At 48.9% G+C, this 14,881-nt stretch carries 13 protein-coding genes; 5 read left to right on the forward strand and 8 right to left on the reverse strand.

The annotated features are described in order from the left end of the window. Positions 1 to 172 precede the first annotated feature (172 nt). Genes N4310_RS03785 through N4310_RS03800 form a run of 4 tightly spaced genes read left to right on the forward strand, consistent with a single transcriptional unit; the run spans position 173 to position 3,922 of the window. Entirely contained in the window at positions 173 to 952 is a 780-nt protein-coding gene (locus tag N4310_RS03785; RefSeq protein WP_262092118.1) for an ABC transporter ATP-binding protein, read from the forward strand. 9 nt (positions 953 to 961) lie between these two features. Next, positions 962 to 1,891: an ABC transporter substrate-binding protein gene (locus N4310_RS03790; protein WP_262092119.1), complete on the forward strand. Its 930-nt coding sequence runs from the start codon at positions 962 to 964 to the stop codon at positions 1,889 to 1,891. A gap of 8 nt (positions 1,892 to 1,899) precedes the next feature. After that, on the forward strand, positions 1,900 to 2,922 hold the full coding sequence (locus N4310_RS03795; RefSeq protein ID WP_262092120.1) for a FecCD family ABC transporter permease: 1,023 nt from the start codon (positions 1,900 to 1,902) through the stop codon (positions 2,920 to 2,922). Continuing rightward, positions 2,909 to 3,922 (forward strand): iron ABC transporter permease, encoded by a 1,014-nt coding sequence (locus tag N4310_RS03800; protein ID WP_262092121.1) that lies wholly within the window; start codon positions 2,909 to 2,911, stop codon positions 3,920 to 3,922. Before N4310_RS03795 ends, N4310_RS03800 begins: the two co-directional genes overlap by 14 nt. A 278-nt stretch (positions 3,923 to 4,200) precedes the next feature. On the opposite strand, the gene N4310_RS03805 is transcribed toward N4310_RS03800, so the two are convergent. Genes N4310_RS03805 through N4310_RS03820 form a run of 4 tightly spaced genes read right to left on the reverse strand, consistent with a single transcriptional unit; the run spans position 4,201 to position 10,713 of the window. Further along, positions 4,201 to 5,967: an ABC transporter ATP-binding protein gene (locus N4310_RS03805; protein ID WP_262092122.1), complete on the reverse strand. Its 1,767-nt coding sequence runs from the start codon at positions 5,965 to 5,967 to the stop codon at positions 4,201 to 4,203. A gap of 3 nt (positions 5,968 to 5,970) precedes the next feature. Continuing rightward, positions 5,971 to 7,698 carry an ABC transporter ATP-binding protein gene (locus N4310_RS03810; protein ID WP_179923822.1) on the reverse strand — a complete coding sequence of 576 codons (1,728 nt, stop codon included), beginning with the start codon at positions 7,696 to 7,698 and terminating at the stop codon, positions 5,971 to 5,973. Positions 7,699 to 7,735: 37 nt separating this feature from the next. Next, positions 7,736 to 10,267, reverse strand: a complete 2,532-nt coding sequence (gene mutS / locus N4310_RS03815) for a DNA mismatch repair protein MutS (protein WP_262092123.1) — start codon at positions 10,265 to 10,267, stop codon at positions 7,736 to 7,738. Then, positions 10,264 to 10,713: an arginine repressor gene (locus N4310_RS03820; RefSeq protein ID WP_262092124.1), complete on the reverse strand. Its 450-nt coding sequence runs from the start codon at positions 10,711 to 10,713 to the stop codon at positions 10,264 to 10,266. The genes mutS and N4310_RS03820 overlap by 4 nt, the downstream gene beginning before the upstream one ends. 108 nt (positions 10,714 to 10,821) lie before the next feature. Between N4310_RS03820 and argS the strand changes: the two genes are divergently transcribed. Next, positions 10,822 to 12,510: an arginine--tRNA ligase gene (gene argS, locus N4310_RS03825; protein ID WP_262092125.1), complete on the forward strand. Its 1,689-nt coding sequence runs from the start codon at positions 10,822 to 10,824 to the stop codon at positions 12,508 to 12,510. A gap of 59 nt (positions 12,511 to 12,569) precedes the next feature. Here the strand turns inward: argS and N4310_RS03830 are convergent, their stop codons facing one another. The 4 genes from N4310_RS03830 to N4310_RS03845 all read right to left on the reverse strand — a co-directional run. Beyond that, positions 12,570 to 13,145, reverse strand: a complete 576-nt coding sequence (locus N4310_RS03830) for a hypothetical protein (protein WP_262092126.1) — start codon at positions 13,143 to 13,145, stop codon at positions 12,570 to 12,572. Positions 13,146 to 13,281: 136 nt separating this feature from the next. Then, entirely contained in the window at positions 13,282 to 13,854 is a 573-nt protein-coding gene (locus N4310_RS03835; protein WP_262092127.1) for a hypothetical protein, read from the reverse strand. A 195-nt stretch (positions 13,855 to 14,049) separates the two neighbouring features. Beyond that, the gene (locus N4310_RS03840; RefSeq protein WP_262092128.1) at positions 14,050 to 14,565 is read right to left on the reverse strand and encodes a hypothetical protein; all 516 of its coding nucleotides are present in this window, start codon (positions 14,563 to 14,565) and stop codon (positions 14,050 to 14,052) included. A gap of 4 nt (positions 14,566 to 14,569) precedes the next feature. Continuing rightward, on the reverse strand, positions 14,570 to 14,881 hold a 312-nt coding region (locus N4310_RS03845), incomplete at its 5' end, for a hypothetical protein (protein WP_262092129.1).

Genomic DNA, 14,881 nt, shown 5'->3' on the forward strand with positions numbered 1-14,881 from the left:
GCCATTGTTTTTTGGCAATTTCTGATGATTTTTTAGCTATTTACACGGAGTTGTTTGAGGTATGAATAATTTGGGTTATAGTTTATCTACAAATTCATTTCCTGCAGACTAACAGGAAGTGGACTTAAAATAGTAAGCCTAACAAAAGGAAAGAGGGAGGACTTGGAGCCGCATGCAAGCCCAGGAAATTCAGGTTTCTTATGGGGACCGTCTGGTCTTGGACCAGCTGTCCTGTCAGCTGGAAGCTGGTAAAATTACAACGATTATCGGAGCCAATGGCAGTGGCAAGTCAACCCTGCTCAAGGCTCTGACCCGGATTCTCCCCTTGGAGACAGGGCAGGTCGTCCTAGATGGACAAGCCATCGCCCAGATGAACACCAAGGAGGTGGCGCGCAAATTGGCCCTACTCCCGCAAGTCCAAACAGTGACGCAGGGGATTTGCGTCTATGATTTAATTTCCTATGGGCGCTACCCCCACCTGTCCACCTTGGGGCGGCTAGACTCAGAGGATCGGGAAAAGATTGCCTGGGCGATGGAGGTAACGCAGGTGGCTGCCTTCCAGAACCAGCTGGTGGATTCCTTGTCTGGCGGGCAGCGGCAACGGGTTTGGATTGCCATGGCCTTGGCCCAAGACACCGACTGGATTTTTTTGGATGAGCCAACGACTTACCTGGATCTCAATCACCAGTTGGAGGTGCTTGACCTGCTGGCAGAGCTCAACCAGACCCAGGGTAAGTCCATTGTGATGGTCTTGCATGATCTTAATCTGGCTGCCCGTTTTTCCCACCGTTTGCTGGCCCTGAAAGAAGGGAACATTGCTTTTGCAGGGGCGGCCTCAGAGGTGATGACAGCAGCAGTTTTACGTTCGATTTTTGCCATCGAGGCGCATATCGTGCAAGATCCGCTTCATGGCAAGCCGGTCTGTCTTAGTTATACACGACTACAAGAATAGGAGTTACTCATGAAAAAATTACTGACTTGGCTGGGGCTCAGCCTGCTGCTCGTGACTCTGGTCGCTTGTTCAACGGCGAGTCCTACATCGCCTGCCAAGGAAGAGGTTACCCTCTCCAGCAAGCCAAAAATTGACGGCTTTGACTACTCGGGGGCCATTCCCCAGAATCCCCAACGGATTGTCAGCCTGTCTTCGAGCTATACGGGTTACCTTTACCAGCTTGGCTTTGAGCCCATATCCGTCACTTCCTATGACGCCAAAAATCCAATTCTCAAGGATCGGGTGAAGGAGGCTCAGGTGCTGATGCCAGATGATTTGGAAAGCATCGCCAAGGCCAAGCCCGATTTGATTGTCGTCGAATCCAATGACCCCAACCTCAAGGAACTTCAAAAGATCGCACCAACCCTGGCCGTTACTTATGGCAAGAATAACTACCTCCAACTCTTGAATCGCTTTGGTCAAGTTTTTGCCAAAGAAAAAGAGGCGGATGAATGGATCGCTAACTGGCAGGAGCGGACAGCCAAAATTGGGCAAGAACTCCGTCAACAGTTGGGGCAAGATGTGACCGTCACCGTCATGGGCCTCTTTGAAAAGGACATCTACCTCTTCGGCAACAACTGGGGCCGGGGTGGCGAGGTCGTCTACCAGGCTCTAGGCTTTAAGGCCCCTCAAAAGGTTCAAGAGGAAGTCTTCAAACCTGGTTACCTCATGGTCAACCAAGACGCCCTGCCGGCCTATCTCGGTGACATCGTCCTGGTAGCCGCTGAAAACGAAGAGACGGGCTCCGCCCTCTATGAAAGTGCCCTGTGGAAGTCTCAACCCGCAGTCGAGCAAGACCGAGTCCTCAAGGTGGATGCCAACGCCTTCTACTTCAACGATCCACTCAGCCTCGAATACGAGCTCAAAACCATCCAAGAAGGATTCCAAAAAATAAACTAGGAGTTCCTATGAAAACTACCGATTCTGGGATTCCGCAAGACAAGCCAAGATACTTTTGGCTTGTTTTTTGCAGTCTCACCTTGCTCATCCTGGCCCAGCTCCTGTTGAATCTCAGCTGGGGCCAGCCCTGGTACGATTTTACAACGGCACTCCAAGCCCTCTGGCAGCCTCAAGGGCAGGAGCAAATCCAACTAATTCTCTGGGACATTCGCCTCCCACGCGCCCTGGCAGCCCTCCTAGTCGGAGCTAGCCTGGCTGTCTCCGGGGCCCTCATGCAGGGCATTACCCGGAATCCCATTGCCGACCCCGGCCTGCTAGGAATCAATGCCGGAGCTGGTCTAGCCATGGCCGCTGGCTATGCCCTGCTGGGTTCACTGCACTACAGCCAAATTCTCCTGCTCTGCCTACTGGGAGCTGGACTGGCCACTGGCTTGGTACTCGGACTGGCCTACCAGCCCCGTCGAGGCTTGCTGCCCAGTAGCCTGATTCTGGCTGGAGCCATGGTTGCCAGTCTCCTCACTGCCCTGGGACAGGGGCTGACCATTGCCTTTAACCTGGCAACAGCCATTATTGGCTGGCAGGCTGGGGGACTCGTGGGTACCAACTGGCAAATGCTTAGCGTCATCGCCCCTCCAATCCTTGTGGGACTGCTCCTGGCCCAGTTATTTGCCTACCAATTAACCATTTTCAGCTTAGACAGGGATGTCGCTCAAGGACTCGGCCAAAATACTCGGACCATGCGCCTGTTTCTTCTACTATTGGTGCTCATTCTCTCAGCTAGTGCAGTCGCCTTGGTTGGTAGCCTGGCCCTAGTCGGCCTAATCATCCCACACCTGCTTCGGCTCTGGATGGGCCAAGCTTACCGCTACCTCCTACCGCTAGCAGCCCTAACCGGTGCCAGCTTCCTCCTCTGGTGCGACCTGCTAGCCCTCCTCCTCCCGGGCACTCCCCTCAACGCCCTGGTCAGCCTCTTGCTTCTCCCGATTTTCCTCATTTTAATGCGAAAAGGACAATTATATGATGCCTTCTAAGCAGCTATCCCCAGCCAAAAAACTCCTCGTCCTGCTCCTCTTGGTCCTCGTAAGTTCCCTCCTAGCCCTGGCCATGGGAGATGGAGAGATCAACCTCGCCGATTTAGGAACCTATCTCCAGGGTCAAACAGCTAGTCAACATTTTATTCTTCAAGAAATTCGCCTCCCCCGAGTCTTGGTCAGCCTTTTGGCTGGCGGTTCCCTGGGCCTAAGCGGGGTCTTATTACAAACCTTCACCCGCAATCCGTTAGCGGATTCCTCGACACTGGGAATCAATGCTGGCGTCGGTCTGGTTCTAACTCTAGCAGTGACCCAGCTGAACCTAACCGACCCCTTCTTGATTCACTACCTACCCTTTTTGGCCATCCCAGGCGGATTGGCGATGGTAGCCCTCGCCTCTTTCCTTTCGCACCAAAAAGGAGAAAGTATCCAACCAGTCAAACTGATGATCGCTGGGGTCACCCTCTCCACCATTCTAACCTCAAGTCTGGTTGCTATCAGCGGGCGCGTCGACACCCACAAGCTCAACTATGTAGTATCCTGGCTGGCTGGCCACATGACGGGAAATAATTGGGACAGTCTGAGCCTGGCTGCCCCTATCCTCCTGCTCCTCTGGCTACTCAGTTATACCCAGGCCCTGCCCCTCAACATCCTGCAACTCTCAGATCCCGCCGCCCTAGGCCTGGGCCTCCCCCTCCGACGCCAACGCACCCTGCTCCTAGTCCTAGCCAGCGCCCTAGTCGCCTTCAGCCTAAGCCTGGCGGGTAATATCAGCCTGGTCGGCCTCCTGGCCAGCCACATTGCCCGACTACTCTTCCCATCCGACCATCGCTGGCGCCTCCCCGCTGCCCTCCTGATTGGCGCCCTCCTACTCCTAACTGCTGACACCCTCACCCGCACCTACCTGGTCGGTAGCAACATCCCCACCGGCATTCCCCTCAGCCTCATCGGTAGTCCCTACTTCCTCTACCTTTTACGGAAGCAAATGCAGAATGCATGAACACCCCAGAGCTCTAAAACTCTGGGGTATTCCTATGCTATTATTTTCCGACGACGAACGACTTCTAGAAAAACTTTCATAACTGGGAAATCAACTGGAATGGCTTGATAAAACTGTAAAATGGGCAAGATTTCGCCCAATCCTGAACCCTATTTTTTGTATTTGATGAATCCTCTCTTTATTTTTTGAAGATGCAAAATCTAATCGGTTTTTAGAAGTACCCTTACCTGTTGTTTTCAAAAATACCCCAGCTGTTTTCGGCTGGGGATGAAATCAATTTATTCCTCGTCACGCGCAAATTGGCTTTGATAGAGGTCGTAGTAGAAGCCTTGGTCGGCTAAGAGGCTGGTGTGAGTCCCTTGTTCGATGATTTGGCCTTCTTTGAGGACCAGGATCTTATCGGCTTCTTGAATGGTGGAGAGGCGATGGGCAATGACAAAGCTGGTCCGTCCTTGCATGAGCGTTTTCATGGCTTTCTGAATCAGCAACTCCAAGCGGGTGTCGACCGAGCTAGTTGCCTCATCCAGGATGAGGATTTTTGGATCGGCTAGGAGGGCTCGGGCGATGGTCAGCAATTGTTTCTGACCGAGGGAGATATTGCTGGATTCTTGGTTCATCTGCATCTTGTAACCGCCTGGGAGGCTGCGGATGAAGTAATCCACATTGGCCGCCTTGGCGGCCGCCACAATCTCCTCATGGGTCGCCTCTAAGTTCCCGAAGCGCAGGTTCTCCTCAATGCTGGCCTCGTACAGCCAGGCATCCTGCAGGACCATCCCGAACTGCCGGCGGTAGTCCTGGCGGTCAATGCTGCGGATGTCCCGACCATCGACACGGATCGCCCCGCCATCCACATCATAGAAGCGCATAAGCAGGTTGATCAGGGTTGTTTTGCCGGCCCCTGTTGGACCAACAATGGCCACCATTTGGCCTGGTTCAACTTCTAGGTTAAAATTTTGAATCAGCGGTTTGTCCGCACTATAGCTAAAGGAGACTTGGTCAAAGGTTACCTGACCGCTAAGCGGTTGGGCAAGGGCTGTTTCACCGGTCGCATTTTCTGCTGGTTGATCCAAGACTTGGAAAATCCGATCCAGTGAGGACTGGGCGCTTTGGAGCTGACCCGAAATTTGGGTCAGAATTTGTACGGGCTGGCTGATTTGCCAGACATACTGGACAAAGGCCTGCATGTTCCCGATGGTCAAGCGACCCGCCAAGACCTGGAGACCGCTGAGAAAGGCGATAATGACATAGGCAAAGTCGGATAATCCGTGGAGGAGGGGAGCCATAAGACCGGAGCGGAAGCCAGCTTGGAAGCCAACTTCTTCTAGCTCATCCACGATGGCCTGAAATTCGTCCACGGTCTCGTCTTCACGGCCATAGAGTTTTACAATCTGGAAACCGGTCAGATGTTCCTGGACAAAGCCATTTAATTTTCCTACAATATCGGCTTGGCGCTTAAAGGAAGGTTGGGAAAACTTTAGAATTTTGCTGGATGTAAAATAGGTTAGCGGGATAATCAGGGTCACGACCAGAGCTAGAGGCAGATTGATGGAATAAACCATGGCCAAGACCAGAACAATGGTCACAATGGCATTGATAATCTGCAAAAAGCTTTGTTGGAAGGCATTTGAGACTGTTTCGACATCCGTTGTGAAACGTCCGAGCAGATCTCCGAACTGCTGGCGGTCAAAGTAGGAAACGGGCAGGTGGTTGACCTTGTGGCTCAACTCCTTGCGTAGGTCGCCAACGGTCGCCTGCACCGCATTGGTCATAAAGTAGTTGGCATAGTAAGCTCCGACTGAATACAGAGTCCCCCGGATTAGGTAGAGGAGTAGAATCCAGAAGATATAAGAAACATTGAGGCCATTGGCCTTGCCTTGGGCCATATCGAGGAGATTCTGGGTCAACTCTGTGATGGCCAAACCAAGCACAAAGGGCTCCAGAACGGCCATAACAATACTGAGAACCTTGAATGCTACCGCCAAATAAACACTCGCCCGATAGGCACGTAGATAGGTCCAGAGACGTTTGAAGTTATTTTCTTTCACAATCTACTCCTCCCCTCTATTCAGCTGCGAATTCGCGATTTCACGATAGATTGTATTGGTTTCTAGCAATTCTTCATGGGTTCCACGACCCACAATTTCACCCTTATCCAAGACAATAATTTGATCGGCGTCCATGATTGTTCCGACCCTTTGCGCCACAATCAAAACGGTTGCGTTCTGGGTTACTTCTTTGAGTCTGGCCCGCAAAAGGGCATCGGTTTTGTAATCCAGGGCGGAGAAGGAATCGTCAAAGATGTAGATTTCTGGCTCCTTCACCAAGGCACGGGCAATTGACAGGCGCTGCTTCTGACCACCTGATAGGTTGCTACCACCTTCGGCTAGATGGGTTTCAAACTGGTCTTCCTTGCTCTGAATAAACTCCAAGGCTTGGGCCACGTCAGAAGCGGTCTCCAAGTCTTCCTGGTCGGCCTGGGCATTCCCGAACCGCAGGTTTTCGGCAATACTACCGGTAAACAAGAGCGCCTTCTGCGGAATGAAGCCAATCTTTTGGCGGAGGGCTTTCAGGTTATAAGAACGCACATCAACCCCATCGATCAGGATCCGCCCTAAGGTTACGTCAAAGAAGCGGGGGATCAACTGAACCAAGGACGATTTCCCGGAACCCGTAGAACCGATAAAGGCAATGGTTTGGCCTGGCTGGGCCTTGAAGGAAATATCGTGTAGGACCGGATTTTCCGTTTCACCCGGATAGGCAAAGGTCACCCGATCAAATTCCAAGTAACCCTTGGTCTCTGTTTCCGTCACTCCGTCTTCATTAGGCGAAATCGACAGGGGCATATCCATGATTTCCTGAAGACGACGAGCAGAAACGGCTGTCCGTGGATACATGGTGAAGAGACCCGCTAAGAGCAAGCAGGACAAGAGGGCATGGAAGCTGTACTCAATAAAGGCCACAACCACCCCAATTTGAATCTGCCCCTGATTCAAAGGAGCCAGGGCAAACCAAACAATGGCAACGATCATCGCAATAATAATCTGGGCAAAGAGGGGATCGGTCAAACCGGTCAACTTGAAAAGCCGATTGGAATTGGCCTGGTAACGGTCATTTTCCTGGGCAAAGCGGTCCTCTTGAAACTCTTCGCGTCCAAAGGCCCGAATCACGCGCAAACCGGTCAAGTTTTCCCGGGCAAAATGGTTGATCCGGTCCAAACTTTCCTGTTGTTTCTCCGATAGCGGACGGCTGGCTACCGCCACATACCAAATAACCAAGACCAAGAAAGGAATGGAGAAGGCCACAATCCAACTCAAGGACGGGCTGGTCACAAAGACCATCACCAAGCTTGACAGCAACATCAAGGGGGTAATCACCCCAAATTTCAAGGTCTGATCCGCAAACTGCATCAGGGTGAAGGCGTCACTGGTAATCCGAGTCACCAGGGACGACACCCCGATTTGTTCGTATTCCTGGTGGGAATAATACTGGAGTTGCTTGTAAATATCCAAGCGCATATCGCGGATCATCTTATTGGTCAAACGACTACCGGCATAGGTCTGTAAAAAACGACCCAAAATTCCGATTAGGACTGTGACCAACATCACAAATCCCCAGAAATAAATGCGGGACTCGTCCTCGGCCACAATTCCCTGGTCAATCATCCGAGCCAAAAAAGTCGGCAAGCCCAGGTTGACCATTACAAATAAGGTCGCTGCAAGAATATCTAGAGCTAGCAGCTGGGGATGTTTTTTTAAATAATTCCAAATGTAAAGCAATGCTTCCTCCTTTCAAAATTCTAGGTAGGCAATTCTGTTAATCTCTCTGCAAATCTTTCTGAGCCTGATCCAAGAATAACAAGGCTTCTAGGGGGGTCATCTGGCTCAGATTGACAGTTTTTATTTGTTCCAATAGGGGGTGGGGCTGGACCGACAGGGCTTCTGGGACCTGGAAAAGATCCAGTTGCCCAGTCTGGGGACCTACATCCTGGTTTTCCAGACTCTCCAAAATGACCTGGGCTCGGGCCAGTAGTTCTCTGGGTAGGCCGGCAATTTTAGCCACGTGGATTCCATAGGATTGGTCGGCTGGGCCGGGTTCAATCTTGTGTAGGAACGTCACTGTTCCGCCTTCTTCAAGGGTGGCAACATGGACATTGGCCAGACCCGACAGGTGGTTTTCGAGGTCCGTTAGCTCATGGTAGTGGGTTGCAAAGAAGGTTTTTGCTCCCACTTTATCATGAATATATTCAATCAAGGCTTGGGCCAAGGCCATACCATCATAGGTTGCTGTCCCGCGACCTAGCTCATCAAAGAGAATCAGCGACTGGGGACTGGCGTGCTGGACGGCTTGATTGGCTTCCATCATTTCGACCATAAAGGTGGATTGGCCGGAAACCAGATCATCGGCCGCCCCAATACGGGTGAAGATGGCATCAAAAATGGGGAGGTCAACCTCCTTGGCCGGAACATAGGAGCCCAACTGGGCCAGAATCACCATAATCGCAATCTGGCGCATGTAGGTTGATTTTCCGCTCATATTTGGACCAGTGATCAGCTGGATCCGATCCTCGGGCGCCATAACCAGACTGTTGGGAACATAGGACTGACGACCCAAGACTGCTTCAACCACCGGATGGCGACCTTCCAATACCCGAATTTGCCCAGTCTGATTAAAGGTCGGCTTGACCCAGAGCTGGCTTTCGGCCACAAAAGCCAGACTTTGCAAGACATCGACACTGGCCAAGGCACCCGCTAAACTTTGCAGGCGTGGCATATACTTGGCAACCTCTTCGCGGATCCGCATAAAGAGATCATACTCCAATTGCGATGATTGGTCCCGGGCTTCCAAGAGCTGGCCTTCAATTTGCGCCAGTTCCTGACTACCGAAGCGCTCCGAATTTTTCAGCGTCGCCTTGCGGTAAAAATGGTCTGGCACATGGCTGAGCTGGGACTGGGTTACATGGAAATAATAACCATCCTTGCGGTTGTAGTCAATCTTGAGATTGTTAATCCCTGTCGCCTGACGTTCCCGACTCTCCAAATCCGCCAGCCAGGAAGTTCCTTCCCGCAAAGCCTTGCGGTACTGGTCCAGAACGGGATCAAAGCCAGTCTTGATCAGACCGCCATCCATGAGTTGGTTAGGAGCCTGAGGGTCGATAGCCGCATCAATCAAGGCATAGAGCTCCTCCAAGGGATCCAAGCCCTGAACCAGCGGCTCCAAGGCCGCCTGCTCCAAACTCAATAAAAGTTGGCGAATTTGCGGTACCTGCCCCAGGGTTGCCGATAGTTGCAAAAGGTCCTTGGGCAGGGTCTTCCCAAAGGACACCCGACTCACCAGACGCTCAATATCATAGACCCCCTTCAGACTCTCGACCAAATCCTGCCGCTCAAAAAAAGCCTCCAGTAAGATGGTCACCTGCTCCTGCCGTTGCTCAATCTGGGCCTGATCCAGAAGCGGCTGTTGAATCCAGCGGCGTAACAGCCGCAGACCCATAGCCGTCCGTGTCTGGTCCAAGACTCCTAATAAAGAGCCCTGCTTCTTGCCCGTTCGCGCATGTTCAGTTAGATCTAGGCTTTGTTTGGTCGCAAAATCCATGCGGAGGGAGTCCGCAATTTGGTAGACCTCAACCGGCTTCAAATGGTCCAGATCCCGCATTTGTGTCTGGTAAATATAGGCCAACAGACTAGCTGCTGCCAAAAAGACCAACTCTGACAAGGTCGACGGTAGGAGGGGACTGGCATCCAAGGGTTTGTCCACCCAGGAAACCAGGAGCTGCAACTGCTGACTCAAAAGGGCTTCCTGCTCCTCTGAAACCTGGCCTGCCAGGACTACTTCCTTAGCCTGGAGATTGCGGATCTCACTCAAGACCAAATCCCAACGTTCCAGCTGGGTCACTCCAAATTCCCCGGTGGCCAGATCCAGATGGGCCAGGCCAAAGCTCTGACCCTTACTATAAAGAGCTACCAAGAAATTATTCTGGCCATCCCGGCTAGGACCATCGAGACTGGTACCTGGCGTAACAACCTGGACAACCTCTCGCTTAACCACGCCCTTGGCCTGTTTGGGATCCTCCATTTGCTCGGCAATCGCAACCTTGTAGCCCTGCTCAATCAGGGTATCAATGTACTGCTGGGCTGAATGGTAGGGAACGCCTGCCATAGGAATAGGATCCGCCGCATTTTTATTGCGTGAGGTAATGGAAATCTCCAAAATCTGCGCCGCCCGAGTCGCATCCTCATAAAAAAGTTCATAAAAATCCCCCATGCGGAAAAAGAGGAAGGCATCGGGGTAATCTTTTTTCATATCGACATACTGCTGCATGCCTGGTGATAGTTTATTTTGACTCATAGATCCTCCTCAACATAGGAGCGGATATCCTGCTCAAGGCTGGCACCATCTTGACTGGAACGCGTCACCACCAACAAGGTGTCAGCTCCTGCAATGGTTCCCAAAATCCGCGGATCGCCACTGGCATCTAGGCTATTGGCCAAAACCGAGGCTTCACCCAGACCAGTATGCAAAACCAGGTTGAAATCAACCCGGTCAATTTTCTGCACATAAAGGGCCGCATCCGCCAAACCAGATTCAACTTCTGCCCGCGGGAGACGGTAAAAAGAGGAATCCTGACTGGACATCTGCCGCTCCACCCCCAGCTCCTTCATATCCCGAGACAAGGTCGCCTGGCTCACCACTACCCCCGCCTCCTTTAAGGCCGCCTGCAGTTCCTGCTGCCGATAAAAGCGCCGCTCTTCCAGCAACTGCCGCATTAAATTCTGTCTTTCTATTTTTTTCATGGTTTTTCCTCACGCATTCTGTTTCAATTATAACAAATTTTTTATCGGCCTGTACCTGTTGGATTTAGGTCCTGCCTTATGATAAAATAAATTAAAAAAGGAGAAATTATGAACCAAAAAGCACTAGTGGCCCAACGGCTAGCAGCTCAAATCGAAAATCTTGATGAAGCAGCCATTTTGGACCTTTTAGAAACCCCTAAATCCTCCGATTTAGGAGACATTGCCTTCCCAGCATTTAGCCTGGCCAAGGTCCTACGCAAGGCACCTGCCGTGATTGCTACAGAGATCGCTGAGGCCATTGACACAACTGGTTTTGAAAAAGTCGTTGCAACAGGACCTTATGTCAACTTTTTCTTAGACAAGGTTGACATGGGAGACCGTATTCTCCGTTCTATTATCGAAGCAAAAGAGACCTACGGGGCTCAGAACATTGGTCAGGGACAAAACATCACCATTGATATGTCGAGTCCCAACATCGCTAAACCATTCTCAGTCGGTCATTTGCGGTCCACTGTTATCGGGGATGCCTTGGCCAATCTCTTTAACAAACTTGGTTACACTGCTGTCCGAATCAACCACCTCGGTGACTGGGGGAAACAATTCGGTCTTTTAATTGTGGCCTACAAACTTTGGGGCGATAAGGCAGCTGTTGAAGCCAACCCAATTTCTGAATTGTTAAAACTCTATGTCCGCATCAACGAGGAGATGGAAACCAAGCCTGAACTAGATGAACAAGGACGGGAATGGTTCCTCAAGCTCGAGCAGGGCGACAAGGAAGCCTGGGAACTCTGGGAATGGTTCCGCTCTGAGAGTTTAGTAGAATTCAACCGGATTTACAAGCTGCTCAATGTTGACTTTGACAGCTACAATGGAGAAGCCTTCTACAATGACAAGATGGATGAAATCATTGAGATTCTAGAAGCGAAAAATCTGCTAGAGGAATCGCGTGGAGCATCGATCGTGGATTTGGAGGACTTCAACCTCAACCCTGCCTTGATTAAAAAATCTGACGGGGCAACCCTCTACATCACCCGTGACCTTGCGACTGCTCTCTATCGGAAACGGACCTACGATTTTGCCAAAAATATCTACATTACTGGGCACGAACAATCCGGCCATTTTGCACAGCTCAATGCCGTTTTAGAAAAAATGGGCTATGACTGGGTCAAAGACATGTCCCATATTCCTTTTGGTTTGGTCACCAAAAACAAGAAAAAATTATCAACGCGTAAGGGCAATATCATCTTGCTCGAACCAACCATTGTTGAGGCCATCAGTCGTGCTGAGCAGCAAATTGCTGCGAAAAATCCAGACCTGCCCAACAAGGAAGAAGTGGCGCGCCAAGTTGGAGTCGGGGCGATTAAGTTCTACGATCTAAAAACCGACCGCATGAATGGTTATGACTTCGATCTCGAAGCCATGCTTTCCTTCGAAGGGGAAACCGGTCCTTATGTTCAATACGCCTATGCACGGATCCAATCCATCTTGCGGAAGGCTGACTACCAAGCAGATCCGGAAGCCCACTACCATTTGGAAGACAGCGAAAGTTGGGAAATCGTGAAAATCCTCCAAGACTTCAGCCGCGTGATCGAACGAGCTGCCAACCAGTTCGAACCTTCAATTATCGCTAAATACGCCATCAATCTAGCGCAACACTTTAACAAATACTATGCCCACACCCGCATCCTAGAAGAAAACCCAGAACGAGAAAGTCGCCTAGCCCTCAGCTACGCAACCGGCCTCGTCCTCAAAGAAGCCCTCCGCCTCTTGGGCGTCGAAGCACCTGAACAAATGTAACTTCTACCCAAAAGCACTCGAATGTCTGATTCGAGTGCTTTTTTGAACTGGAAAGGAGACTAGTCTTCTTCAAGATGAAGCACCTTCTTCTCATCAAAAGTCAGGTCATAGAGCCATTGGAGATTGAAGAGAGGTGGTACAACACGAGTTTCAAGGACGTGGTCTGTTAGCTGTTTGACGTAACGGTCAACCATGACTTGATCTTCCTGAGAAGGTTTTTCTTCCGTGATATCATCTGGCGTGTATTTATAAATATTCGTTATTTTAAAATTCGGGTCTAATTGAAAATTAATACTAATATCTTCATCATGATAATATACACCAACAGATGTATGAAAGCTAGGGACTCCTTGATCTGATATGAATGAATATGAGAATGAAGCCGATTCATTGTAATTAATGGCATTACCTGGAGACACATATTCATATTTTCCATCGGTTTCTCGTTTAGGCTTGAACATAACCTCTCCCAAATTATAGATGACGACAATAGGTGTCAAACGCTTATCGGTTTTTTGAGAGTGAGTATAGTAATAATAGATTTGATGCCAACTGAGATTGGTAAAAATATAGATTGAAATTGCGACTAAAAGTAGGAAAGTACGAATTAATTTTTTGTTTCCTTGTTTTTTCATGGAGATGCCTTTCTGAATTACGACTTCCCAGCTCTAATGATCGTTTCCGATAGTACAATCCATCATCTACTGAGAAAAGATATCCAGAAGCCTGTCTTATTAAGGATTATGGAACATCTACAAACTCCTTGTAAGTTTATTCATCTCCAAGATGAAGAACCTTTTTTTCATCAAAAGTCAGATCATAAAGCCATTGGAGATTAAAGAGAGGTGGTACAATACGAGTTTCAAGGACATGGTCTGTTAGCTGTTTGATGTAGCGATCAACCATGGCTTGGTCTTCAGGCTTTTGTGCAACATCGTGAATCTTGTCAGGTGAAAATTCAACAATATTTGTAATTTTTAATTCAGGTGACAACTGATAAGATATATATGTTTCATTCGCATGATTTGATATACTAAAACTAGTATGAAGTCTTTTAATACCCTCTCCATTTCTATACGAATAAGAGATGCTTTTTGTATAATCATATCTAATACTATTCCCTGGTACAGTATAATGATACCTTCCATCACTTTCTCGCTTCGGTTTGGTCATAATCTCTCCCAGATTATAGATAACCACAATCGGAGTCAGGCTTTTATCAGTTTTTTGAGAGTGAGTATAATAATAAATTTGATGTCCGCTGAGATTGACAACAATATATATAGTGATGGCAAGTACGAGTACGCAGATACGAATCAGCTTTTTTCGGTTTTGTTTTTTCATGGAGCTACCTTTCTTAATCCTCATCTACTAGACTCAAATTCTAATTATGGGAACCTCTAAAAACCCCAGTTTTTCTTCAAATTGAATCACTCAAACCTTGATAAATCAACATTTAGATTTTCAGAAATTTAGTTTTTAGAGGTGCCCTTATTTAAACGAACAGTTGGTCTCCACAGTAAAATACACCACCAATACCTAATTGAATCTCGACATATACCTTTGATTAAACAGCTTTTGAAGATTGATAAGGGGAGTTTTTTGAGCTTCGATAATATCCTGGGTGGCTGGAGCTAGCAGGTTCTCAACTTCCTGTAAAGTCTTTCTATCCAAGGGTTCTTCATTCTTATTTTCAACTAGGGAAGAATAAGTTACAAATTTTCCAGTTGAATCAGTGTTGTAAAAATAGAGTCCGTTTTTTTGGCTAAGTCCTATGTAATATCCGTCAACATTATAGGTGAAGTACATGTTATCACTAATATATATCGAATGATTGTATTCTTCATAAAAAGTAACGTTTTCTGTGTTTACCTTGTCGATCCAATTTATATTTTTCAATGCCATGATTAATTCAGGTTTAGCTCCCTCTTTTCTGGGCATATGGCTAGCGTAATAGACAGAATAGCGAGTTAGATTGTACTGTGTATATCCGTATACAATTCCAGCAAGTGAGAGGAATACGCCAAGCAGTACGAAGTGTTTTTTTAGTCTCAATTCTTTATTTCCTCCTCTTAGCAGATGGCTTCGGTTTAAAAATTTGCGTAACTTTAGCAACAGCCCTAGCGATAGGCTTAGCTACTTGTGCAACTGGTCTGGCCACAGCTCTAATAACTGGTTTGACAGCTTGAACCACTGGTCTGGCTACAGCTCTAATAACCGGTTTAACAGCTTGAACAACTGGTCTAGCTACAGCTCTAATAATCGGTTTAACAGCTTGAACAACTGGTCTAACGACAGCTCTAATAACTGGTTTGACAACTTGAGTCACTGGTCTGGCTACAGTCCTCACAACAGACTTTGCAATTATTGC

It is taken from the genome of Streptococcus danieliae, from assembly GCF_025447695.1.
Lineage (GTDB): Bacteria > Bacillota > Bacilli > Lactobacillales > Streptococcaceae > Streptococcus > Streptococcus danieliae.

Coding starts and splice junctions, on each gene's coding strand:
- N4310_RS03785 (WP_262092118.1), top strand. CDS start 173: ATGCAAGCCCAGGAAATTCAGGTTTCTTATGGGGACCGTCTGGTCTTG.
- N4310_RS03790 (WP_262092119.1), top strand. CDS start 962: ATGAAAAAATTACTGACTTGGCTGGGGCTCAGCCTGCTGCTCGTGACT.
- N4310_RS03795 (WP_262092120.1), top strand. CDS start 1,900: ATGAAAACTACCGATTCTGGGATTCCGCAAGACAAGCCAAGATACTTT.
- N4310_RS03800 (WP_262092121.1), top strand. CDS start 2,909: ATGATGCCTTCTAAGCAGCTATCCCCAGCCAAAAAACTCCTCGTCCTG.
- mutS (WP_262092123.1), bottom strand. CDS start 10,267: ATGAGTCAAAATAAACTATCACCAGGCATGCAGCAGTATGTCGATATG.
- N4310_RS03820 (WP_262092124.1), bottom strand. CDS start 10,713: ATGAAAAAAATAGAAAGACAGAATTTAATGCGGCAGTTGCTGGAAGAG.
- argS (WP_262092125.1), top strand. CDS start 10,822: ATGAACCAAAAAGCACTAGTGGCCCAACGGCTAGCAGCTCAAATCGAA.
- N4310_RS03830 (WP_262092126.1), bottom strand. CDS start 13,145: ATGAAAAAACAAGGAAACAAAAAATTAATTCGTACTTTCCTACTTTTA.
- N4310_RS03835 (WP_262092127.1), bottom strand. CDS start 13,854: ATGAAAAAACAAAACCGAAAAAAGCTGATTCGTATCTGCGTACTCGTA.